This is a genomic window from Paenibacillus sp. Marseille-P2973 (assembly GCF_018101095.1).
Classification (GTDB): domain Bacteria; phylum Bacillota; class Bacilli; order Paenibacillales; family Paenibacillaceae; genus Fontibacillus; species Fontibacillus vini.
Map to the genome: position 1 here is coordinate 219,931 of NZ_JAGQEH010000002.1, position 22,600 is coordinate 242,530.

Sequence of the window (22,600 nt, forward strand, 5' to 3'; positions counted from 1 at the left end):
TGTTGTTCTCATTATAATCAGCAGATAGAAGTTAATCAACACGATGTTTAGTAAAGGAGACTTGATATGAAGAATCAGTATAGAGGCACAGGGGCATCTTCAAGACTACAGAATGAGCTGTCTCAACGGAGGTCGTTCTTACTTACGCTTGTGGCCATTATCCCTGGAATGATGATGGTGATGATAAATAGCACCGCCATGAATGTAGCCATTCCCAGCTTGACTAGTGATTTTGGAGTTTCTTTTGATACCTTACAATGGGTAATTACAGGTTATATGTTAGCAATGTCGGTAACTATTCCGCTAGCTGGATGGTTCTCGGACAGATTCGGTTCAGCAAAAGCTTACATCATAACAATTATCTTTTTTGTAATTGGATCGTTGCTATGTGCTATGGCACAGAACCCCTTGCAATTAACTGTCTATCGAATAATTCAAGGGTTTGGAGGAGGTATGGTTCAACCGATCGGAATGGCTATGGTTTTTCGCCTCGCACCGGATAACATGAAGGGGCGGGTCATGGGCATGCTCGGTATTCCGATGCTACTGGCACCGGCCTCAGGGCCTGTTTTATCTGGTTGGCTGTTAGAATCTATCGGTTGGCAATGGATTTTTCTCATCAATCTTCCTTTAGGAATGATTACTGTTTATTTAGGAACACGTTATTTGCTTAAGGCGAATTCACTAAAACCATCTAGATCCTCTTACGATAAGCCATCCTTAGATTTAGTTGGCTTGTTTTTAGCGCCCGTAGCCTTTGTATTACTAGCTTTAAGCATAAATATGGATGCTTCACAATGGTTTCTTTGGTTATTGGGGGGAGTCAGTGTCATTTTACTAATTTGGCTGTGGTTTCATGAGATAAGACATCCACATCCACTTCTAGCTCTTCAGGCATTCAGAAAAGTCAGCTTTCGAAGAGGAGTATTTGTGAGTTGGATTCAATATATAGCATTAAACGGATCACTAGTATTTATCCCGCAGTATCTTCAAAATTTTAAAGGGTATAGCCCATTCCAGGCAGGTCTGGTCATGAGTATGCTGGCTATAACATCTGGCCTACTTATGCCGATCAGCGGAAGACTTTTTGATAAGGTTGGTATACGTCCACTTGCTTGTTTGGGTTTAGGGACGATTTCCCTGGCTTTATTACTGCTTTCACAAATCGGCCAGAACATAGGAGGGGGGCTGACTGGGGGAATTGTAGGGTTGCTCGGAATTGGAATGGGACTTTGTATGATGTCTCTTAATACTTATATCCTGGAATCAGCTCCATCGGATTTAATCAGTCGGGTAACACCTTTAACCTCAGCAAGTTCCAACTTAGTGATTCCTATCGCAATTGCTGGTTTGAGTAACTTTTTGGCAATCCGAGCCAACGTGCGAATAACGATGGTAGGCGGTAATACACCATTGGCAGAAATGAAAGCATACTCTGATACCTTCTTATTAGCGGCTTGCATTGCTTTATCAGGAGCGTTGTTCAGTCTGCTGCTCAAGTCAAACCGCCATTTTAAGTGAGATTGAATAGCCTATTACCTTTCCATTAATGAAATGAATGATACTCCAGGTATTTCTCTTACTTCTCTAAATCCTTCATTTTAACAATAGGCAAAAATATTGTAAAGCGGTTTCCTCCAGGTAACTACCCCACGGCAAAGTGCCTACTTCCTAAGATGAAACTAAGGTTCTACAATGTGTGGTGTTGATAACAATAAAAACTTTTAAAGGAGACATCATCATATGGAACTTCAATTGGCATTGGATCTTGTAGACATTCCTGGAGCAAAACAAGTAGTTAAGGAAGTGGCGGAGTATATAGATATCGTCGAAATCGGCACGCCGGTCGTCATTAACGAAGGGTTGAGAGCGGTAAAGGAGATCAAAGAAGCATTTCCGTCTTTGCGTGTTTTGGCCGATCTGAAAATTATGGATGCGGGTGGATATGAGGTCATGAAAGCATCCGAAGCGGGAGCGGATATTATTACCGTTCTGGGAGTATCGGACGATTTGACGATTCAGGGCGCCGTCGCAGAAGCAAGAAAACAAAACAAAAAAATAATGGTCGACATGATTAATGTAAAGGATATTGAAGGCAGAGCCAAAGAAATCGACGAGCTTGGTGTAGATTACATCTGCGTCCACTCTGGTTATGACCATCAAGCGGCAGGCAAAAACTCTTTTGAGGAGCTATCTGCAATCAGACGAGTGGTCAAAAATGCTAAAACGGCAATTGCAGGCGGAATCAAGCTAAGTACGCTGCCTGAAGTTATCGATGCTAATCCAGATCTGGTTATTGTAGGTGGCGGCATTACCGGTCAAGAGGACAAGAAGGCAACTGCAGCTGAAATGAAAAGATTGGTTAAGCAGGCATAACCTAATGAAAACAACTAATTATGCAGTCGAAATCGTCAATGAGCTGCATCGATCGGTTGAACAGATTGCCGATTCGGATGCCGAAACTTTTGCCGATATCATTATACAATCCGACAAAGTGTTTGTCGCCGGTGCAGGAAGATCAGGTTTGATTGGACGGGCTTTCGCCATGAGGCTGATGCATGTCGGAATAAATGCCTATGTAGTAGGGGACACGATAACTCCTGGAATCGACAAGGACGATGTCCTGATTATCGGGACGGGCTCAGGGGAAACAAGAAGCTTGATTCCGATGGCTCAAAAAGCGAAAAGTCTGGGGGCGTCTGTTACTGCAATCACAATCACCCCAGAGTCGACGATCGGGAGTTTGGCGGATGCTGTTGTTAAACTGCCAGGTTTGCCTAAGGATCAAGCAAGCGGCGACCATTCAACTATACAACCGATGGCATCTTTGTTTGAACAGACTTTACTGATATTTTATGAGGCCATCATTTTGAGGTTGATGGATAAAACGGGACTGGATTCCAGCCGGATGTACGGCAGGCATGCCAACCTGGAGTAATTGGATCTCTAATAAAATTTCTTGGAAGTCCTCGCTGTTCTGGTGAGGACTTCCATTCATAGTAACTACATTGTGACTATGGGAGGGTGTGCAGACACTTTATGGTATACTGTCCGGGGGTGATGATTATGGCAAACGAGGTAAAGGATCGAATCGATTTGATGAAAATTAACTGCGAGAAGGAATTGACACTGGCCGTCATCGGTGGCAAGTGGAAATTAATTATTCTGTGGCATCTTGGGATGGAAGGAAAGAAACGCTTTAGCGAACTGAAAAGATTAATTCCTCACATTACGCAGAAGATGTTGACGAATCAGCTACGCGAATTGGAAGAGGATCAGTTGGTAATTCGTAAAGTGTACCCTGAAGTTCCGCCTCGGGTCGAATATTCGTTGACTGAGCACGGCGAGAGTCTCGTGCCCATTTTGAAGATGATGTACAACTGGGGGAAAAATTACGGGGAGCAAGTCATTTGGAAAGACGGGAGAACTTGCAAGGAACCTGCATTATAATCGTGCCTTCCACGTTAATTTAACATATTTAAATTTATTAGAATCAAGTTCTTGTCATTTCAAATGCGACAAGAGCTCGATTCTTTTTGCGTTTGAAAGCAACCATAGGGAAACACGCAAGATAGAATACCTCAAACTACATTAATGGGGCATTACATGCCCTTGCCACTCATTTATTCCTTCTTCCATACGGTATGCTTTATAACCATTTTGTTGTAATTTTTGAACTGCAAGGGCCGAATATACACAAAGTGGTCCCTGGCAGTAAGCGATGACCTCCGCATCTTTGGGTAGTTCTGACATCAATGTATCGAGTTCCTCCATAGGAAGTGAAATCGCTCCGGATATATGTCCCATTTCAAATTCTTCTTTAGGACGCAGATCTACTAATACAATAGAATCATTATTCACTTTCTCCATAACTTCATTAATGGAAAGCGTTTGAATCCCCTCAAGGTTATTTAGAAAATCGTTTTTCAACTTTGCGATATCGGGAAGTTGCTTCTCGCTTATGCGCCAAAGGGATGACATGAAATCGATGATCTCCGGGTCTGCCAATGAGTAAATGGCATAGGTTCCTCTTTTGGAAAACTTAACAAGCTTTGCATCAAGCAGAATTTGAAGGTGACGAGATACATTGGCGATAGTCATGCCTGTACAAGCAGCCAATTTTTCTACGGATTTAGGACTTTGAGACAATACGTTCAGAATCTCCAGTCTTTTGTCACTAGACAGACATTTTCCAATCCTTGCAAGTTGTCTATACAGATCTTCTTTTAATTCTTTTGCTGAATCCAATGAACCTTCCACAATGATCAACCTCAATTCTACGATATACTCTTTCGCATTTATCGCGACAACATTTATCTTCAATCATTAGCTTTAATTCATTAAACATGAATCAATTGATTACTAAAATTGTAACATGATCTTAAATGTAATCAAAGTTTCACGATGGATGATTACTTGACGAAAGAAACAACCATGAAATATAATTCAATTGATCGATTGAATAATAGAATTTGTATAAATCGATACATTTATCAATGGAGGAGAAATCATGGCAAACGCTTATCTTCAAATTACATTGAGAATTAACTCATCGGAACGAGAGGCGGCTACAAAGGTTTATACAACTTATAAGGAACCATTTCTTTCAGGTATTTCTGGCGCGGTGTCTAAAGAATTGTTAGTACGTGATGAAGATGTTCAAGTTTTGCATGGTTTTAATAACGAGGCTGACGCAAAAGCATATCTTGAGAGCGACCTATTTACTAATGACGTTGTAGTTGGACTTAAAGACTTGCTTCAAGCTGAACCAGAAATCCGTATATATAGTACATTTTAGTAACGATGTCACGGTAACAACTATTCAATTAGAGAATTATACAACAGACTTGGGGAGGTACTTATAATGAGTGCAACAGCGTTGACAAAAGAAACGTTTCATAACTCTATCCAGAAGGGTGTAAGTTTAGTTGATTTTTGGGCTCCTTGGTGCGGGCCATGTAAAATTCAACTTCCTATCGTACATGAATTAGCAGATGAGTTGAAGGAGCAAGCTACGATCGCCACAGTCAATGTCGACGAAAATACTGAATTGGCTGCACAATTTGGTATTCAGAGCATTCCGGCTCTGCTGGTGTTTAAAGATGGTAAGCTTGTGGATCAAATGGTAGGTATAAATCAAAAACTTACACTTAAAACAAAAATCCTAAATCTAATCTGACTGAGCTGCGGAGGGAGTCAACCTGTAAGGTTGGCTCTCCTTTTAAATTAGCCAACTTTCCATAGCTTGATTAACATAATCAAGAGTATTGCTTTCGTGGGACGAGGAGAGATACAAATGATAAAGGAATCAGCGGAAGTTAGTAATAAGGATAAAGACAGGCATTCCTTTTCCATTCTGGAATATGTGAATTCAGAAGAGAAACAGCGTCAGCTACACGCAAAAACAATGAGGATCGTTATTTCTTCACAAATTCTAGCTGGAGCAGGGTTAGCGGCTGGAATCACAGTAGGAGCATTGCTTGCGCAAGACATGCTTGGTACAGATAGTTATGCGGGAATTCCTACAGCGCTGTTTACGTTGGGATCTGCGGGAGCAGCCTTTGGGGTGGGTAGGCTTTCTCAACGTTGGGGACGCCGAGCAGGACTTGCTACAGGATTCATCATAGGCGGCCTAGGAGCCATCGGAGTTGTTTTTGCGGCGCTTTTAAACAGTATTTTTTTACTATTGTTTTCTATGCTGTTTTATGGTGCAGGTACGGCAACTAATCTACAGGCACGTTATGCAGGTACAGATTTGGCGCTGCCTAGCCATCGGGCAAAGGCGATAAGTTTGGCTATGGTATTCACTACGTTTGGCGCAGTTACCCGGCCCCAATCTGGTGAATTTAACCGGACGGCTAGCTACTTTCTTCGGTGCCCCTCCTTTGTCGGGACCATTCATGCTGGCAGCTGTAGCGTATATTTTTGCCGGCCTTGTTCTCCTGATATTTTTACGGCCAGATCCTTTCATAGTCGCTAAGGCTATTGCAGAAGGACAAAAGGTCAAGGCATTCCGCGATCATGGGGAACTGTTACGAGCTCAAGAAAATACCGTGAATAAGAAGGGGGTTATTGTTGGTGCAACAGTCATGGTACTTACCCAAATTGTGATGATTGCTATTATGACGATGACCCCTGTTCACATGCAGCATCATGGTCACGATCTGAGCAAGGTTGGAATTGTTATCGGAATTCATGTTGCTGCGATGTATCTGCCCTCCGTAATCACTGGCGTTCTCGTCGATAAATTAGGATATACTATTATGTCATACGCCTCTGGATTTACTTTGTTGTTATCAGGTTTATTAGCTGCATTTGGTCCTGGCGATTCCATGGGAGTGCTTATTCTTGCACTTGCACTTCTTGGATTGGGATGGAACTTTGGGTTAATCAGCGGCACGGCGGCCATCGTTGATGCAACGCCTCCACAGACTCGTGCAAAGACACAAGGCACAGTGGATGTTTTGATTGCTTTAGGGGGAGCCTCTGGAGGGGCATTGTCGGGTATGGTTGTAGCACAGTCCAGTTATTCAGCACTTTCTTTAGCCGGAGCTATCACATCCTTTCTTTTGATCCCACTTGTGATTTGGTTCCATAAAAAATAGCTTGGTTTTCAAAAAATAGGGATGTATCGCTTATCGAATAGATGAAGGAGTACAGGAGTGGAATTTTTACATGAATAAAAATGATCCCGTGATTATTGTTGGAGCGGGCTTAAGCGGCCTTCGGGCTGCTTCTTTACTCGTCATGAGAGGAATTCCGTGCCGCGTACTCGAAGCAAGAGATCGTATTGGAGGGAGAGTCTTGAGCCAAGAGGTAAAGGGCAGACCTGATCTGGGAAGCTTTGACCTTGGTCCTACTTGGTTTTGGCCACAATATGAGCCTGCCATCAGAGATCTTGTGAACGAACTTGGATTAGAAACGTTTGAACAGTATAACCAAGGGTTCTTTGTTTCAGAGCGGTCTCAACATGCACTTCCTCAGCGCCATCTGTTGCCGGAAGGAGCGGTAGAAAGCTCTCTGAGAATAGTAGGCGGTGTCCAGATGCTCACGGATGCCGTAGCCCAAACATTACCTAAAGGTATAGTTGAACTGAACACAAAAGTGTCTTCGATTCATATGAGGGCGGATGGTTCCCTTGCGATTAAGGCTGAAGGAAGAAAAGAAGAGATCCTTGCTAGCTCCATTATACTGGCCTTACCACCCCGAATTATTGCCCGGAATCTTATCTTCGTTCCTGAATTGTCAACTGAGTTAAAGAAGAGCCTAATGAACAAGCCCACCTGGATGGCAGCACAAGCGAAGGTAGTAGCAATCTACGAACGTCCTTTTTGGCGTGAGCAAGGGTTTTCCGGTTTCGCGACAAGTTGGGTGGGCCCTTTACAAGAAATCCACGATGCTTCGCCCGTAACCGGGGCGGGTGCGCTTTTCGGTTTCTTTGGCATACCTGCGAAGAAGCGTATTGAGCTGGGAGAACAAAGTCTTCTGAAATCTGTTCAGGAGCAATTAACACGACTTTTCGGACCGCTCGCAGAAAATAACATAGCTTTACTTTATAAAGATTGGTAGAGTGATCAAGAAACGTCTTCTGCAGGAGACACCGATCCTATCAGAGATTATCCAAGATATGGTCTACCTGGTGACTTACAAGACTGGAATAATAAAATCATATTTGCAGGCTCAGAAACAACTTCTGTACAAGGCGGGCACCTTGAGGGCGCACTTCAATCGGCTGACCGAGCGGTCTTTGAACTTATACAGCGGTATAAAACAGATAATAAGCATCGATAAGTCGCAACTCCATGCCTTAGTAACAGAACGCTTTGGGATTGAATCTTACTTCGGAGCTAGCGAGCGGGACCGGCAGATTTGTTCAATATTTGTGCAGGAATCTTTCGAGCGGTGAGAAAAGAAATAAGCGAATGAGGCACCTAAACAATTCCAATTATCGGGGTACTTTAAATGATATAATTTAACGAATAGAGCAATGTGGGATATGCGGGAGGCGTTCGAGCTGTTATTCTGATAGGGTCAAACCGAGACAGTATCATTCGAAATTCAAGGAGTGATTGAAGTTGTCGAATATGTTGCAGCAACAATACGATTTGATCAGATCCGCTAGACAAAATATGTTTGCATTCTTGGAAGAACTGCCGCCTCAAATCTTGCATCAACCAGTTCATGAATTTGGGCGTGGAACGATCATTCGAACCTATGCTCATGTCGTTGAAAGTTATACGTTCTGGTTAGGATCTTTTGCGTTCCACAAGATAAACGAACATAGGGATATTCCCGTACATGAAGTTGAAAGCGCCAATGTGAAATTCATCCGTGAGAGATTTGCGGAAGTGGATGAACTGGTGCAACGGTTCTTTCACGAATACGACGATCGTTGGTCTGAACCGATCGAGCAAGACGAGAGCTGGCAAGGTTACCCGAAGGCACCCACTCCATTGCTACTGATAACTCATGTGGAGACTCACGAATTTCATCACAAAGGACAAATCGTCTCGATGGCGAGAAGTCTGGGTTTCCCGCCTCCTGCCGATGATCGATTAGGCGGGATCTTTACCTAAATTCCTAAAAATCATGAAGAGGTGAAGCGATGATTACTCTAGGGTCCATGAGTATTAACGTTATAACATTGTTTGTAGAGGATTTACACGCCGCGAAGTCTTTTTACCATGAGATCTTCGGTCTTTCCGCCGCTTATGAGGATGAGAACTCTGCTGTGTTTGACTTTGCAAACATGAGTATTAACTTGCTTGATGTTACTGCTGCGCGGGGGCTTATAGCTCCTGAAGAGGTCGCAAATCAAAAGGCAGGGTCGCGGTTTCAATTCACCATTCGGATAGACGACGTGGATGCTGTCTGCGCCGAGCTTAATTTGCGCGATGTCACTCTACTCAACGGTCCAATGAACCGTCCATGGGGAGTGCGGACTGCAAGCTTCGCCGATCCGGGCGGACATATTTGGGAGATTGCGCAACAATTAACATAATATGAGCAGCCGGTAAGATTGATCTTATGCCCTTAAACGTACATGATTAAGGGAACACGATCTTGCTTGTATGCTGATAGTGGCTTCTTTGATCCAAGTGTGGCAGAAGCCGCTAGATAAAATTCATTTAGCCTGCTCATCAGAGCAGGCTTTTTTTGTGGAAATATGAACCATATTATCTGGTGAATCGTAATACATCATAGTTTCTAAAATAGGGAGGTTTTTGCATGAAAAAAAGGTTGGTCTGGATTCTTAGTGCTGCTGTTGCACTAACACCGGTTATCCCGACAGCGGCACTGGCATCTAATGAGACTGTTGCAACCTCAACTTCTGGTCAGACACAGGCGGCAAGCGCCTCGGAGAAAGCGGCATTGCTGACCGAGCAGTACGGTACGACCAGCGTACAGTATGCCCTGATCGACAACGGCAAGATTACAGTGTCAGGACAGACGGGATTAAACGACCAAGAAGGGAAAATCCCTTTGACCTCGGAAACCATGTATGGGATAGGATCAACGAGTAAAATGTTTACGACGGTTGCGGTCATGAAATTGGTGGATGAAGGGAAAATCAATCTGGATACCCCGGTTGCAAAGTACTTAACTGATTTCACAATGGCAGATGAACGCTATAAGCAAATTACGCCGCGTATGCTGCTGAATCATTCTTCCGGACTTCAAGGGTCAAGCCTGGGTAATGCATTTCTGTTCAATGACAATGACACCTACGCGCATGATAATCTGCTGGAGCAGTTGTCTACACAAAGTTTGAAAGCCGATCCGGGGGCATACTCGGTTTACTGTAACGATGGATTTACTTTGGCCGAGATTCTTGTAGAGAGAGTCAGTGGGATGAAATTTACCGCATTCCTTCAAAAACATATCATTGGACCGCTGGATATGGAACATACGAAGACAACTCAAGACAAATTGGAAGCAAACGATTTTCCTGGACTTTATTATCCAACCTACCAAAAGCAGCTTCCAAATGAAACCGTTAATGTGATTGGAACGGGCGGGATCTACTCCACAGCAGAGGATTTGGTACAATTTGCGCAAATCTTTATGAGACAAGGAGAAGATATTCTCTCGGACAGCGCGGTACTGGCTATGGAGCAAGAGGAATTCAAGAAGGGAATCTGGCCCGAAGAAGCGGATAATATAATTGACTACGGACTCGGTTGGGATAGTGTTAGATTATTTCCTTTCAGCGATTATAAAATAAAGGGCCTCAGCAAGGGCGGAGACACAATTCTTTATCATGCTTCACTCGTGGTGCTCCCTGAGCAGAACATGGCTGCTGCTGTTTTGTCATCAGGCGGAAGCAGTTCGACAAACGAACTTCTGGCACACGAGCTGCTTCTTCAGGCCTTGAAAGAGAAGGGCGCAATCAAAGACATTAAACCGGAGAAATCATTCGGTACTCCTGTTAAGGCTGACATGCCGGACGATATTTCAAAATACTCAGGCTATTATGGCTCAACCGGCCAACAAATTAAAATTGCTATACAGGATGGAGAGCTAACATTATCGGTGCCGCTTGTCCCAGGGTATCCAGAGCAGAAATTTGTATATACTTCGGATGGGTCCTTTGTTAACCAAGAGGGAACTTCAAAGGTTAGTATCGTAAGCGATCATGGACGCACCTACGTGTGGAGTAGAGAATATGCAACCGTTCCGGGGTTAGGGCAACTGGCAATATCACAGTACGTAGTCGAGAAGCTGGAGAGTCAGCCTCTCTCTAAAGAGACGGAAGATATATGGGCAAAAAGAGAAGGCAAAGCCTATTACGCTGTGAACGAGAAGTATAGCTCATTAGTTTACATGATAAATCCAACCCTCAAGATTTCCCGTAACAAAGAATTGCCGGATTATTTGGGGGATAAGAAAATTACAGGACCGAATACTGCAGTGAGTCAACATCAAGTCCCTGGAACGGGAAGCCGGGATAGTGCTGAGTATCGCTTTTATACTCAAGAAGGTATCGAATACTTTGAATCGGCTGGAAGTTTGTATATAAGTGAAGATAATGTAGTGCCTATCTATAAAGGAAAACAATCTAAGGTTACTGTGCAAACAGATGGATATTCGAAATGGTATAGTATACCTCAAGAAATAGCTGGTAAGAAGATGATCGTATCGATGCCAGAACAAGGATCCTATGCGGTGTATGACAAAAATGGAACATGCGTGAATTACACCGTAATCAGCGGAAATAATGAAGTTGTTCTCCCAGAAAACGGAACAATCGTATTTGCAGGCCATGTGGGATCAACATTTAACATTTCGTTGGAATAATAGTTAGAATTCATCGCATTGAACGTTACAAAGTTTTTTAACAAGCACACCGTTAATTTGAGCTTACTCAAAGCTAACCGGTGTGCTTGTTATTTTCACGCGCTTAATACGATTATGAAGTTGATTAAGCAATCATTTAGTTAAAAATTAAAATAAACGGTTCCCTTCATACTCATTTTTTCTTATGATAGAAACAGAGAAAATCTGCTAAAACTGGTTCGCTTGTACGTATGATGTTTAGAAGGTTACAAGTTCACTTTTGCATGGATAGGACTATATATTTAGGAGGTTTCAGCATGGTGGAAGCACAAGAACGTCGGCATCTAGTCTTGATTGGTAACGGGATGGCCGGGATCAACACGGTGGAACAAATATTAAAACTGGCACCCGGCGCTTACAGGATCACCGTTTTTGGGAGCGAGCCTTATCCCAACTACAATCGTATTCAATTATCGTATGTGCTAGAGAAGAGTAAAGCGGTAGAAGACATCATTTTAAACGACAGGGAATGGTACCTTGAGAACGGAATAGAGCTGTATACGGGAACGACTGTAACGCATATTGATACGGAGCAAAAAACCGTGAAGGCAGACAACGGTATGGAAGTTCCGTATGACACTCTGATCATTGCAACCGGTTCCAACCCGTTTATCCTTCCGGTTCCAGGAGCAGATAAAGAAGGAATTGTAGGTTTCAGGGACATTGCGGACTGCGAGAATATGCTGCGTGCGGCTGATCAGTACAAGAAGGCTGCCGTAATTGGCGGAGGCTTACTTGGACTAGAGGCAGCTAAGGGGCTGCTTAAACTGGGGATGGATGTGACGGTGGTCCATCTGTTTGAGGAGATCATGGAGCGTCAGCTGGACCATACCGCCTCGCTGATGCTTCAGGCAGAACTGGAAAGTCAAGGCTTGAAATTCGCAACAGGCAAGCAGACCGAGGAGTTTCTGGGGGACAAGCGAGTCAGCGGCATTCGTTTTTCCGATGGAACAACATTGGATGCGGAATTCGTAGTTATGGCGGTAGGAATTCGTCCGAATATTGCGTTAGCTAAGGAAAGCGGTATAGCTGTTAACAAGGGTATTCTCGTGAATGATTATATGCGTACTTCGGTACCGGATGTATATGCAGTCGGGGAATGTAACGAGCATCGGGGCATTACATATGGGCTCGTGGCTCCACTGTTTGAGCAGGGGGCTGTGCTTGCGAAGCATCTGTGCGGAGTGGATACGAAGCCGTATGAAGGATCTGTGGTATCTACTCAGCTCAAAATATCTGGTGTAGACGTGTTCTCCGCTGGTGAGTTTATGGATGCAGAAGGGCTGTCCATTGTGCGGATGCATGATGACTGGCGACGTATTTACAAAAAAGTGCTGCTCCGCGGCGGACGGATCGTCGGCGGTGTTCTGGTCGGTGACGGGAAGGAATCCTCCAGACTGCAGCAGTGGATTCGAACGGGCACGGTTATGACGGAAGCCATCCATGATGCGATTGTTGGACAAGCCTCGGTGGAGACCGGGAACACGGCCGCTGAGCTGGCGGACGAAGAAATCGTCTGCGGATGTAATGGTGTGACGAAGAAACACATTGTCGATGCCATTAACGAAAAAGGATTAACCACAGTGGAAGAGATCAAGGTAGCGACAAGCGCATCGCGTTCTTGTGGAGGCTGCCGGCCTGTTGTAGAGCAGATTTTGCAATATGTGCTCGGGGACAAATATGATTCAGCAGCAGCGAAACAGGAAGCAATCTGTTCCTGTACCACATTGAGCAAAGATGAAGTCGTGACGGCGATTAAAGAAAAGGGGCTGATCACCTCTAAGGAAGTAAGGTATGCGCTGGAATGGGATAACCCTGAGGGCTGCTCCAAATGTCGTCCGGCGCTGAATTACTATTTGGGTATGATCTGGCCGACTGAGCATGTGGACGAGAAGGATTCACGTTTTGTAAATGAACGTATGCATGCGAACATCCAGAAGGACGGAACATTTGGCGTTGTGCCGCGGATGTACGGCGGGGTAACCACTCCGGAGGATCTCAGACTGATTGCTGATATAGCGGTAAAATACAATGTCAAGCTGGTTAAGGTAACCGGTGGTCAGCGGCTTGACTTGCTTGGGGTCAAAAAGGAGGACCTGCCGAAGATCTGGAAGGACCTTGGCATGCCTTCCGGTTATGCGTATGCGAAGGCGCTGCGCACGGTCAAGACCTGCGTGGGATCACAATTCTGCCGTTTTGGTACGAAAGATTCGATGGGAATGGGAATATTACTCGAGAAGAAGTTCGAGCGGTTAGATATGCCAGCCAAGTTCAAGCTTGCCGTAAACGGCTGTCCGCGTAACTGCGCGGAGTCATCAACCAAGGATATTGGGATCGTCGGCAATGAGGGGGCTTGGGAAATTTACGTTGGCGGTAATGGCGGGATTAAAGCCCGACTTGCTGAACTGCTGTGCAAGGTGCGAACAGATGAAGAACTTCTGGAGATTGTCTCCGCGTTCATGCAGTACTATCGGGAAACAGGCAAATATCTGGAGCGGACCTCGGATTGGATCGAACGGGTGGGACTAGAGTCCGTCACAGAAGCTGTAGTCCATGATCTGGATAACCGCCGGGCTTTGGCTGAGCGAATGGAGGTCGCCCTGGCTCAGGTGAAGGAACCTTGGAGTGAAATCCTGAACAATTCAAATTTGCGAGAACGGATGTTTGATGAAATCACTGTCTCAACGAACCAGGACTGAAATAGGAAGGGGCTGCAAGATGGAACCAATATTGAACAGCAATGAATATACGTATTACCTAGTTGGCCATGTGGATGATTTCCCGGAGAGACTGGGACGAGTTGTTCGCTTGGGTAAGGAAGTGATTGCGGTATTCAAAACAACGGACGGACAAATCTATGCGCTTGAGAATAAAAGCCCTGGGCCGCGCGGAGGCACAATTGCGGAAGGAATGATATCCGGAGAGGTCCTGTTCGACCCGATCTGTGACTGGAAAATTTCGTTGACGGATGGTCAAGTGCTTGATCCCGATACGGGACAGGTTCGGGCCTATCCGGTTCAAGTTCTCAGGAACGAGGTACGGATTGGATTACTTACGAAAGAGGGAGGGCTGTTCCATGAGTAAAGAACTTCAGAACAAAAAAATTGTCATTGCAGGGTCGCAAAAAACAGAAGAAATGGCTGAAATTATTGAACGCAGAGGTGGAATCCCCCTTATCCGTTCACTTCAGGGGCTAACGGATTGTGATCCGGTTGAAGTGGAAGAGGATGTAAAGCGTTTTATCGAGCAGGGAGCAGACTGGTTTATTTTCACGACAGGCATTGGATTTGAAGCCATGATTCAGGCTGCGGAGAGGCTTAACGCCGTAACTGAATTCGAAGAGAGATTGAAAGAAACTAAGATAGCCTGCCGCGGTTATAAAACAAACGCCTTTTTAAAGAAATCCGGTATTCATCCGGTTGTCTGTGATGATGATGGAACGGTTGCCAGTATGATCGAAAAGCTCGAGGTGTTTGATTTTACCGATCAAAAGGTGTGGATTCAGCTTCATGGCGAGTTGTCGTCGCAGTTATATCAGTTTATCCAAAGCAAAGGCAGCATGGATGTTCAAGCTGTACTGCCTTATCGTTATCATGCTCCTGAGCAGGAGACGCTTGCATCGCTTATGAATGAACTGATTCAGCGAGAAGTGGATGCCGTTTGTTTTACGACAAGAGTACAAGTCGGATATTTATTTGATTATGCGAGAGAACATGGACGTGAGGAAGAGGTGAAATCCGTCTTTGAACAGGATGTGCTGGCTGCCGCTGTCGGCAAAGTAACGGCTGAGGCGCTTCGAGATAGAGGGATCAGCCGGATTATCGTGCCGGAGATAGAACGAATGGGTGCTTTAATTGTGGAGATCTCGCATTATTATGAAGCTCAGCAAAGTGGAGTAAAGGCAGATTAAAAGCGGAGAACATAATATCTGGAGTTAAGGTTGTAATATAAGGGCTGTCCCACTCGGGGTGTTAGCGAGTGGTGACAGTCTTTGCTTTTTTTCTATAAGCTTGCTGAAGCAAAAGCCCCCTCCGTTATTTGATGAAAGGGGCCAGTTCAATTAACGTTCAACAAATTTGTTTCAAAAAGCGCGGTCACTGCTTCGAGGGATTACTAGACGCTAAAGGCCCTTTTTTTGTTCTTTCCGCCAGCCTCATAATCGATTCAATGTCTAAGTCGGTTAACTGATCTAGGAAATGTTTGCGTATGGCCATAGAGACAATGGGCCGGGCATCATCTAATGCTGACTTTCCTATTGGGGTGATAATGACTTGAACACCTCGATCTGCGTCTAATGGCTTCCTCATTACAAGGCTTCGTTTTTCCATACGCGTCAGATGATGTGACAATCGGCTCTTATCCCAGTCCATAGATTCGGCCAGCTCTTGTTGGCGAAGGCAGCCGTTCCCCAAAAGGTCTAACCGATCCAATACCCCATAATCACCCTCGGATAGTCCGGTGCGCTCGGACATCTCTTTAATTACTCGGCCGAAGATGCTATGAAAGGATCCTTTCCACTTATACCATAATTGAATTTCTTCATCGTTCAGTTTGCTCTTATCCATGGGAATATAATAACACGGTTGACGTGACAACTTCAACATGATATCATCACTAAAGGTTGACACGTCAACCTGTGTTTAAATTGAGAAGACCAAGAAAGGAATATCTATTATGAAAATGCACGTAAGTACGTCTACTCCAGTCCTCTCAGTAAAGCCGATAGTGCTGTCAGCCCCGGGCCGCGGGGAGGATTTGCAAGTGCGGGTATCAGTGCCAGCGACGGGTAGTCAATTGCCTATTATTATTTTCTCGCATGGATTTGGTTGGTCGATGGACAGCTACGGTCCGTTAGTCGATTACTGGGCTGCTCATGGCTTCGTGGTCATTCAACCCACCCATCTCGACTCGAGGACACTGAACCTTCCTCCTGACGATCCCCGTACACCACTGATCTGGCGTTTTCGCGTCCAAGACCTGAAGCACATCCTTGACCAACTTGATCTTATTGAAGCATCCATTCCAGGCCTCAGCGGACGTCTCGACCGCAGCCGCATCGCCGCGGCCGGACACTCCTGGGGAGGCCAAACGGTGAGCATGCTGCTTGGCGCGCGAGTCCTCGATGCCAATGGCGAACCGGGAGAGGACATGTCCGATTCGCGGATCAAGGCGGGCATATTGCTTTCCACGACTGGCCTTGGTGGAGCTGACTTGAGTCCGTTCGCGGCAGAGCACTTCCCATTCATGAACCCGAGCTTTTCCGATATGAGGACGCCGGCTCTCGTGGTCGCGGGAGATCATGACCAATCCCACCTGTCCACTCGGGGGCCGGACTGGTTCACAGATCCCTACTTCCTGAGCCCGGGCAGAAAGAGCCTGCTCATCCTCTTCGGTGCAGAGCATATACTTGGCGGAATCTCCGGATACAACGTCGCTGAGACGACGGACGAGAACCCCGAACGAGTTGCTTTGCTCCAACAGCTCACGTGGTCTTACCTTCGCGATGCGCTCAATCTCGACGATTCAAGCTGGTTGGCAGCCCGGAAGAATCTGGAGGAGAGGGCCAATACATTAGGTCGCATCGAATCTAAGTAAGAACCTAAAAGGCGTGATCAAAACGAATCAAAAAAAGGGCCATTCCTCAAAAGGATGGCCCTAAAGGTGTGTCGGTGGACAAGAACATAGTCCCAAAAGAACCCGAACCTAGTGCGTTCACATTGTTATGTGACAATTGATAAGATGAGAGGTTAAACACGGTTGCTAGGTATTAAAAAGGCGAAAAAATGGACAAGAACTTGCATTCATAGCCGATTAGATAATTGGATCCCAATATAAAAGTCAAGGGACCCCTGTACGGAATAACATGATTGCTTTAGGTAAGTGAGACAGCGCAAACTCGAAACAACGCAACAGGAGTGGGAGTGATTTTCCATTTTAGTGTCTCGAGCATTCTGATCTTCTCCATATAATTCCGACCTGTACGAACGGTCCTGCAGGAGGCGGCCAGCACATCTATATACAGCTTTGCATTCCTTTGAGAATGATACGTTAGGATGGAGATTGCGGACATACGAATTGAAGGTGACAGAGTTAGTAGCGGCTACGGATCAATCACAATGAATGCCATTTTGAAGCTTGTAGACCAGATGAATATCCGGTTTATCACCGGTTGGATTTCGAGTGTCGACTGGGATCATATCAACCGCTCGGAGCGATTTTACAGTAAGTTTGGCTTTGAGTGCGATCTTAACCATGAAACTAAGTATGGCACGATCACTTGGATCAATCAATCACTCGGGGCTACCCGAGAAGAACTAAAGGACCTAATGAACCCTATAAGGGCAAGATCAGAATAAGTCTCGACGTATGAATTTAACAACAGTATTCGTTTTGTTCAATAGTAATTGCTTATCAATATTGGAATAATCAATCGAAAACAGTATATCTTTAAATGTAATTAAGCAGACTTATGTCGTTTTTGTGAGACACAAGTCTGCTTAATTAATGACCACGTCGAAACAAATATGCACAAAACGTTAAGGGATGAAGGGAGAAGACCTGTATGATTACGTCCTAGATTCATCCTTCGGCTCAACGGTCACATTCGTAAATCCGCTTTGCATGCTAGTGATTTTTAATCAACTTTCAAAATTTGCACTTCTCCTTCAGTGAATGTTTTATCGGCATAACCGTCACCCCATTCACAAAGCGCTCTTAGAATTGGTTCAAGCGATTGCCCAAGCTCTGTGGTCGAATATTCGACCTTCGGAGGGACCTGATTAAACATTTTTCTGCTTACAAGTCCATCAGCTTCTAATTCTCTAAGCGTTTGGATAAGCATTTTTTGAGTTATATTGTGTACAAGTCGCTTTAACTCACTCGTTCGTTTTGGACCATGTATCAAATAATATAAAACTAGCCCTTTCCATTTCCCCCCAATTACCTCCAATGTAACTTCAAGGTTACAATAATAAACTTTCATGTAGAAAACTCCTCCAGTGTCAATTATTACTTTTTAGTTACTATATAACAAAAAAGTGGGTACTTCTATAATTATTACTTTTGATACATAATATCATTTGTGGGATGTTATTAACAGTTTTTTTGAAAAAACGGCAGTCAAGAGATAATATACTCAGAACAAAAATTAACCTTACAAGGAGAGTCATAACATGGGAAAGTTTAATGGAAAAGTAGCGGTTGTAACAGGGGGTACTAGCGGCATCGGTCTTGCAACAGCGCAGAAGTTTGCAAAAGAAGGTGCACATGTTTTTATTACAGGACGCAGACAAAGTGAACTTGATTCAGCGGTGAAGCTGATTGGAGATAATGTAACTGGTATTCAAGGTGACGTTTCCAATCTGGCGGATTTAGACAGACTGTTCGAAGCAGTGAAGCAAGAGAAAGGACATTTGGACATTCTCTTTGCAAATGCTGGTCTTGGGTCATTCCTTCCATTGGGTGAGATTACAGAAGAACATTATTACAAAACATTCGACGTTAACGTAAAAGGAACGATATTCACGGTTCAAAAGGCGTTGCCCTTGTTTCCGAACAATGTAGGTTCGATTATCATAACCGGGTCCACGGCTGGTTCCGTGGGTGACCCAGCATTCAGTGTCTATGGCGCATCAAAGGCAGCAATAAGACAGTTAATTCGCAACTGGATTCTTGATCTAAAAGGAACTGAAATTCGTGTAAACGTCGTTAGTCCTGGATCCGTTCATACACCGGCTTATAATTACTTATTTGGAGCCGAGGTCGAAAATGTCCTTGAACATGCCAAGACCGTAATTCCACTAGGCAGAGTGGGAACATCTGAAGAAATTGCAAATGCTGTAATGTTTCTTGCCTCGAATGAAAGCAACTATATAAATGGAATTGAATTGTTCGTGGATGGCGGAACTGCACAAGTTTAGTTCGGAGATATTCCACGAAAGTTCCTTAGAAGAACACCATGGTCAAGTAAAGTTTAGCTGGTATTTCGGACCTTCTGACAACCCACAAACAATCTCTGGTCACGACTTCATAGTCATTGAGAATGGGTTAATTTTAGGTGTCTTTATTGAAAAGTCAGAATAATAACCAGTTTAACCGATGGATACAATATACAAAATGTATTGAATTTTCGAAGAAACAAAAACAGTGCTAATAAACTAAAGAAGAGGTGTATCAACTATGACAAACAATAATAATCAAATTATCCTTAACATACGCTTCAAAGTAAAACCCGGTAAGAAAGATGATTTTCGCAAGCAATTATCCTCACTGGTTGACATTATGTCAAATGAAACTAACTTTGTGAACGCCATTATTCATGATGACATGGATCAATCGGAAGACATCGTCATTTACGAGATATGGAAAGGCACACAAGAAAGCTGGCTGCAAGAAGAGTTTCCTAAGCCCTACCGCAAGGAGTATGAAGGAGTTCTCTCCGAATTGCTGAATGATAGAATGGTTAGCTGGTTAATCCCAGTTGCTGAATGGGGAAGCAACTTAACTGGAGTATCTAAAAAACAATCCTTAAAGTAGGTGACTACATGTTTCAAATATTTCCAAGTTTGTGGTACTCGGATCATAATAATCAGCAAACGAGAAGCTCATGTACTGATCAACCAACCGTGATTTGCATAGTAATGAGATGAAGCCAATCGCGAGACAAAACTTGAAGTTTTGTCTCGCGTTTTAGTTTTAGTTATAGGCAAAAATTGAATAGTATTAATGCTTGGAAGAAGTGTCAGCCACAAGGTTATTTCTTTCGCTACTACATATGTACAAAATACGGGTTTTGTGAATAAGTATAATAAAAACAAGACAGGAACAAGGTTTCCGCAGATTTTCGGTCTTGTTCCCAGTCCATTATTTATCCATATTGTTTACGGCTTTCTGCATCTCTTCATCTGTTAAATGCGTGTAGATCATTGTCGTTTGGATTGATGAATGCCCTAACTGATTTTTAAGTCGCGGGACATCGTTATTTTCCTGGTGGTAACGTGTAGCGAAAGAATGTCTCAATGAGTGAACCGTTAGCGCCGGTTTACCGTATGCTTTAGCGTATTTTTCGATCAGCTTTTGAATCGATCTCGGTGTTAATCGCCGGTTTTTGCCTTTGCGTCCGATCGGTGCTGCCATAAATAAGTAAGTTTCTGATTTTTCCGGTTTATATCGGTCACTGCGGATCTGAACGTAATTCTCCAGGTCCGTTTTTGCTTGTTCGCTAAAATATACATATTGTTCCTTATTACCTTTACGGATGACCCGTACTAAACCTTTGTTCATATCCAAATCCTCGATATTGATGCCGGCAACTTCCGATAAACGCAATCCGGAGCCCAGGATAAACGATACGATTGCTGTATCGCGTTCGCGGTTAAACTCATGGAATTGATACAAACGCTTGTTTTCCCGATTTTGAACACCGAAATCATACGCTATAAACTGCCGGAACAGTTCAAAATCATCGGCCCGAAGGATTTTACCTTCAATTCGATTGGCGATCGTTTCCTGGCTTTCTTTTATTGCGTTAAATTCGATTTTGGCCATCACATTTCGTTCGAGATATGGTTTCAGATCTGAGGTTTCGGCTTTGTTTTGCAAATAATCGAATAACGACTTCAAAGCGGACAGTTTCCGGTTGATTGTCAATTTCGTGTTGCCTAATTGATACTCCAGGAACGTCAAGAAACTTTCGATTTCCCGTACGGTCAGTTTCTCCAGAATCGATAATTCGATTTCTTTACGCGTGGGAGCTGCAAACTTCTCGGACACCAGCCAATCAAAAAATATAATGTAGTCGTGGCAATAATTCAACAACGTAGTATGTGATAATCTGCGTTTGCGCGTGTCTATGTATTCGGTGACGTACCACGGCAGTTCCATTAATTTCTCATCGATTCGGCTCATATAATGCGATCTCGTGATTTTATCCATTTCAGCATTCACCTCATGTTTCTAGATTAATCCATTCTTATAATTTCGTCAAATTATTATTTTACGTAATTATAAGAATCAACTCCAAAACTGACCAGCCGCTTCCCCCTGTTTACAGACATCAATATATCTTTCATTAAGTTATATCGATTAGTTACATGGATTCTGTTGATTCCATTCTTATCTCATTGTAAAAAAAGAAGCCGCTAATCAGCGGCCTCTTAAATGTGAATCACGAATTCATGTATACGGCTTTGCCCGTCTTCGACGATTCGTAAATGGCCTCCAGAATTTCGGAGACGACGCAGGCTTGCTCAGGTGTGACTACTGGTTCCAGATCATTATCCACGGCTTCAATCCAGCTTTTCATTTCTAAATCCGCATCGTTCTCGGCTTTCCCTTCATAAAAGGCAACACCGCCGGCTCCAAGCTCTGCCTCTTTGGTGTATAGAAGTCCAAACTCCTCACCGTTGATGCGCAGCCCGTTCTTCATGTCGGCTCCGGCTTTTGAGCCGCTCAAAGTGCATTTTGCCTCATGCACATCCAGCGTGTTCAGAGCCCAGCTCGATTCAAGCATGACGGTAGCCCCATTTTCCATGATGATCATACCGAAAGCGGAATCCTCAACCGTAAACTTCGCCGGGTCCCAAGGCCCCCAGGCATTAGCTGCATTCTCCGTTTGTGAAAGCTCGTGATATTTCGTCCCCAGAACTACTTTCGGCTTGTAGTTGTTCATCATCCACAGCGTCAAATCGAGGGCATGCGTACCGATGTCGATGAGCGGACCTCCTCCTTGCTTCTCCTCATCCAGGAACACGCCCCAGGTCGGTACGGCTCTTCTGCGTATGGCATGGGCCTTTGCAAAATAAATATGGCCGAGATCCCCGGATTCGCAAATCTTTTTCAAATGCAGGCTGTCCGGACGGAACCGGTTGTTATAGCCGATGGTCAGCTTTTTGCCCGTACGTTTGGCGGCTTCAACCATTCTGCGCGCATCGGCGGCCGTCTTGGCCATCGGCTTCTCGCACATGACATGCTTATCGGCCTCCAGGGCGGCAATTGTAATTTCCGCATGCATATCATTCGGGGTCAACACATGGACGATATCGAGCGATTCGTCCTTCAGCAGTTCACGATAATCGGAGTAGACCTGTGCACCTTCACAGCCGTACTCGGCTGCAGCTATCTCCGCGCGCTCCGGGACGATGTCACAGAAGGCGACAAGCTCCACGTTACCGAGTTTCTTTAAGCTTGGTAAGTGCTTCCCATTAGCGATTCCGCCGCAGCCGATAATTCCGATTCGATACATCTTGCTCATAGATGATTCCTC

The 22,600-nt window shown here is 44.4% G+C and carries 21 protein-coding genes and 1 pseudogene; 17 read left to right on the forward strand and 5 right to left on the reverse strand.

From position 1 onward, the window contains the following. Positions 1-66 precede the first annotated feature (66 nt). The 4 genes from KB559_RS04505 (at position 67) to KB559_RS04520 (ending at position 3,450) form a co-directional block, all read left to right on the forward strand. Positions 67-1,521, forward strand: a complete 1,455-nt coding sequence (locus tag KB559_RS04505) for a DHA2 family efflux MFS transporter permease subunit (protein WP_211020521.1) — start codon at positions 67-69, stop codon at positions 1,519-1,521. A gap of 222 nt (positions 1,522-1,743) precedes the next feature. Beyond that, complete coding sequence (gene hxlA, locus KB559_RS04510) at positions 1,744-2,376, forward strand: 3-hexulose-6-phosphate synthase (RefSeq protein ID WP_211020522.1); 633 nt, start codon at positions 1,744-1,746, stop codon at positions 2,374-2,376. Positions 2,377-2,380: 4 nt separating this feature from the next. Continuing rightward, positions 2,381-2,938, forward strand: a complete 558-nt coding sequence (gene hxlB, locus KB559_RS04515; RefSeq protein ID WP_211020523.1) for a 6-phospho-3-hexuloisomerase — start codon at positions 2,381-2,383, stop codon at positions 2,936-2,938. A 128-nt stretch (positions 2,939-3,066) separates the two neighbouring features. After that, a complete protein-coding gene (locus KB559_RS04520) occupies positions 3,067-3,450 on the forward strand; it encodes a winged helix-turn-helix transcriptional regulator (protein ID WP_211020524.1) in 384 nt (127 codons plus the stop codon). A gap of 141 nt (positions 3,451-3,591) precedes the next feature. On the opposite strand, the gene KB559_RS04525 is transcribed toward KB559_RS04520, so the two are convergent. After that, entirely contained in the window at positions 3,592-4,260 is a 669-nt protein-coding gene (locus KB559_RS04525) for an ArsR/SmtB family transcription factor (RefSeq protein WP_211020955.1), read from the reverse strand. Positions 4,261-4,510: 250 nt separating this feature from the next. Here KB559_RS04525 and KB559_RS04530 point away from each other — a divergent pair, with 250 nt between their 5' ends. The 10 genes and pseudogenes from KB559_RS04530 (at position 4,511) to KB559_RS04575 (ending at position 15,247) form a co-directional block, all read left to right on the forward strand. Beyond that, the gene (locus KB559_RS04530) at positions 4,511-4,798 is read left to right on the forward strand and encodes a hypothetical protein (protein WP_211020525.1); all 288 of its coding nucleotides are present in this window, start codon (positions 4,511-4,513) and stop codon (positions 4,796-4,798) included. A gap of 66 nt (positions 4,799-4,864) precedes the next feature. Continuing rightward, positions 4,865-5,179, forward strand: coding sequence for a thioredoxin (trxA, locus tag KB559_RS04535; RefSeq protein WP_211020526.1), 315 nt, complete (start codon positions 4,865-4,867; stop codon positions 5,177-5,179). 117 nt (positions 5,180-5,296) lie between these two features. After that, a pseudogene (locus tag KB559_RS04540) lies at positions 5,297-6,605 on the forward strand (MFS transporter). Between the two features lie 70 nt (positions 6,606-6,675). After that, complete coding sequence (locus KB559_RS04545; protein WP_348772885.1) at positions 6,676-7,569, forward strand: flavin monoamine oxidase family protein; 894 nt, start codon at positions 6,676-6,678, stop codon at positions 7,567-7,569. Positions 7,570-8,084: 515 nt separating this feature from the next. Continuing rightward, positions 8,085-8,576, forward strand: a complete 492-nt coding sequence (locus KB559_RS04550) for a DinB family protein (protein ID WP_481856434.1) — start codon at positions 8,085-8,087, stop codon at positions 8,574-8,576. Positions 8,577-8,623: 47 nt separating this feature from the next. Then, entirely contained in the window at positions 8,624-9,001 is a 378-nt protein-coding gene (locus KB559_RS04555) for a VOC family protein (RefSeq protein WP_481856422.1), read from the forward strand. A gap of 227 nt (positions 9,002-9,228) precedes the next feature. Next, complete coding sequence (locus KB559_RS04560; RefSeq protein ID WP_211020529.1) at positions 9,229-11,298, forward strand: serine hydrolase domain-containing protein; 2,070 nt, start codon at positions 9,229-9,231, stop codon at positions 11,296-11,298. A gap of 296 nt (positions 11,299-11,594) precedes the next feature. Further along, entirely contained in the window at positions 11,595-14,036 is a 2,442-nt protein-coding gene (nirB, locus tag KB559_RS04565; protein ID WP_211020530.1) for a nitrite reductase large subunit NirB, read from the forward strand. A 19-nt stretch (positions 14,037-14,055) separates the two neighbouring features. After that, entirely contained in the window at positions 14,056-14,421 is a 366-nt protein-coding gene (locus tag KB559_RS04570) for a nitrite reductase (NAD(P)H) small subunit (protein WP_247681578.1), read from the forward strand. Further along, positions 14,414-15,247, forward strand: a complete 834-nt coding sequence (locus KB559_RS04575) for a uroporphyrinogen-III synthase (RefSeq protein ID WP_211020531.1) — start codon at positions 14,414-14,416, stop codon at positions 15,245-15,247. The genes KB559_RS04570 and KB559_RS04575 overlap by 8 nt, the downstream gene beginning before the upstream one ends. Positions 15,248-15,431: 184 nt before the next feature. Here the strand turns inward: KB559_RS04575 and KB559_RS04580 are convergent, their stop codons facing one another. Further along, positions 15,432-15,902: a MarR family winged helix-turn-helix transcriptional regulator gene (locus KB559_RS04580; RefSeq protein WP_211020532.1), complete on the reverse strand. Its 471-nt coding sequence runs from the start codon at positions 15,900-15,902 to the stop codon at positions 15,432-15,434. A gap of 109 nt (positions 15,903-16,011) precedes the next feature. Between KB559_RS04580 and KB559_RS04585 the strand changes: the two genes are divergently transcribed. After that, positions 16,012-16,932 carry an alpha/beta hydrolase family protein gene (locus tag KB559_RS04585; protein ID WP_211020533.1) on the forward strand — a complete coding sequence of 307 codons (921 nt, stop codon included), beginning with the start codon at positions 16,012-16,014 and terminating at the stop codon, positions 16,930-16,932. Between the two features lie 1,039 nt (positions 16,933-17,971). On the opposite strand, the gene KB559_RS04590 is transcribed toward KB559_RS04585, so the two are convergent. After that, positions 17,972-18,319 (reverse strand): winged helix-turn-helix transcriptional regulator, encoded by a 348-nt coding sequence (locus KB559_RS04590; protein ID WP_211020534.1) that lies wholly within the window; start codon positions 18,317-18,319, stop codon positions 17,972-17,974. A 190-nt stretch (positions 18,320-18,509) separates the two neighbouring features. Here KB559_RS04590 and KB559_RS04595 point away from each other — a divergent pair, with 190 nt between their 5' ends. Both KB559_RS04595 and KB559_RS04600 read left to right on the forward strand, forming a co-directional pair. Then, the gene (locus KB559_RS04595; protein ID WP_211020535.1) at positions 18,510-19,256 is read left to right on the forward strand and encodes an SDR family NAD(P)-dependent oxidoreductase; all 747 of its coding nucleotides are present in this window, start codon (positions 18,510-18,512) and stop codon (positions 19,254-19,256) included. A gap of 259 nt (positions 19,257-19,515) precedes the next feature. Then, on the forward strand, positions 19,516-19,872 hold the full coding sequence (locus KB559_RS04600; RefSeq protein WP_211020536.1) for an antibiotic biosynthesis monooxygenase family protein: 357 nt from the start codon (positions 19,516-19,518) through the stop codon (positions 19,870-19,872). Between the two features lie 327 nt (positions 19,873-20,199). On the opposite strand, the gene xerS is transcribed toward KB559_RS04600, so the two are convergent. Both xerS and KB559_RS04610 read right to left on the reverse strand, forming a co-directional pair. After that, entirely contained in the window at positions 20,200-21,270 is a 1,071-nt protein-coding gene (gene xerS, locus KB559_RS04605; protein WP_211020537.1) for a tyrosine recombinase XerS, read from the reverse strand. A gap of 232 nt (positions 21,271-21,502) precedes the next feature. After that, positions 21,503-22,588, reverse strand: coding sequence for a Gfo/Idh/MocA family protein (locus tag KB559_RS04610; protein WP_211020538.1), 1,086 nt, complete (start codon positions 22,586-22,588; stop codon positions 21,503-21,505). Between the last annotated feature and the right edge of the window lie 12 nt (positions 22,589-22,600).

What these genes read in the sequence shown, in the direction of transcription:
- KB559_RS04505 (WP_211020521.1), top strand. Translation starts at nt 67, where the DNA reads ATGAAGAATCAGTATAGAGGCACAGGGGCATCTTCAAGACTACAGAAT.
- hxlA (WP_211020522.1), top strand. Translation starts at nt 1,744, where the DNA reads ATGGAACTTCAATTGGCATTGGATCTTGTAGACATTCCTGGAGCAAAA.
- hxlB (WP_211020523.1), top strand. Translation starts at nt 2,381, where the DNA reads ATGAAAACAACTAATTATGCAGTCGAAATCGTCAATGAGCTGCATCGA.
- KB559_RS04520 (WP_211020524.1), top strand. Translation starts at nt 3,067, where the DNA reads ATGGCAAACGAGGTAAAGGATCGAATCGATTTGATGAAAATTAACTGC.
- KB559_RS04530 (WP_211020525.1), top strand. Translation starts at nt 4,511, where the DNA reads ATGGCAAACGCTTATCTTCAAATTACATTGAGAATTAACTCATCGGAA.
- trxA (WP_211020526.1), top strand. Translation starts at nt 4,865, where the DNA reads ATGAGTGCAACAGCGTTGACAAAAGAAACGTTTCATAACTCTATCCAG.
- KB559_RS04545 (WP_348772885.1), top strand. Translation starts at nt 6,676, where the DNA reads ATGAATAAAAATGATCCCGTGATTATTGTTGGAGCGGGCTTAAGCGGC.
- KB559_RS04550 (WP_481856434.1), top strand. Translation starts at nt 8,085, where the DNA reads ATGTTGCAGCAACAATACGATTTGATCAGATCCGCTAGACAAAATATG.
- KB559_RS04555 (WP_481856422.1), top strand. Translation starts at nt 8,624, where the DNA reads ATGAGTATTAACGTTATAACATTGTTTGTAGAGGATTTACACGCCGCG.
- KB559_RS04560 (WP_211020529.1), top strand. Translation starts at nt 9,229, where the DNA reads ATGAAAAAAAGGTTGGTCTGGATTCTTAGTGCTGCTGTTGCACTAACA.
- nirB (WP_211020530.1), top strand. Translation starts at nt 11,595, where the DNA reads ATGGTGGAAGCACAAGAACGTCGGCATCTAGTCTTGATTGGTAACGGG.
- KB559_RS04570 (WP_247681578.1), top strand. Translation starts at nt 14,056, where the DNA reads ATGGAACCAATATTGAACAGCAATGAATATACGTATTACCTAGTTGGC.
- KB559_RS04575 (WP_211020531.1), top strand. Translation starts at nt 14,414, where the DNA reads ATGAGTAAAGAACTTCAGAACAAAAAAATTGTCATTGCAGGGTCGCAA.
- KB559_RS04580 (WP_211020532.1), bottom strand. Translation starts at nt 15,902, where the DNA reads ATGGATAAGAGCAAACTGAACGATGAAGAAATTCAATTATGGTATAAG.
- KB559_RS04585 (WP_211020533.1), top strand. Translation starts at nt 16,012, where the DNA reads ATGAAAATGCACGTAAGTACGTCTACTCCAGTCCTCTCAGTAAAGCCG.
- KB559_RS04590 (WP_211020534.1), bottom strand. Translation starts at nt 18,319, where the DNA reads ATGAAAGTTTATTATTGTAACCTTGAAGTTACATTGGAGGTAATTGGG.
- KB559_RS04595 (WP_211020535.1), top strand. Translation starts at nt 18,510, where the DNA reads ATGGGAAAGTTTAATGGAAAAGTAGCGGTTGTAACAGGGGGTACTAGC.
- KB559_RS04600 (WP_211020536.1), top strand. Translation starts at nt 19,516, where the DNA reads ATGACAAACAATAATAATCAAATTATCCTTAACATACGCTTCAAAGTA.
- xerS (WP_211020537.1), bottom strand. Translation starts at nt 21,270, where the DNA reads ATGGATAAAATCACGAGATCGCATTATATGAGCCGAATCGATGAGAAA.
- KB559_RS04610 (WP_211020538.1), bottom strand. Translation starts at nt 22,588, where the DNA reads ATGAGCAAGATGTATCGAATCGGAATTATCGGCTGCGGCGGAATCGCT.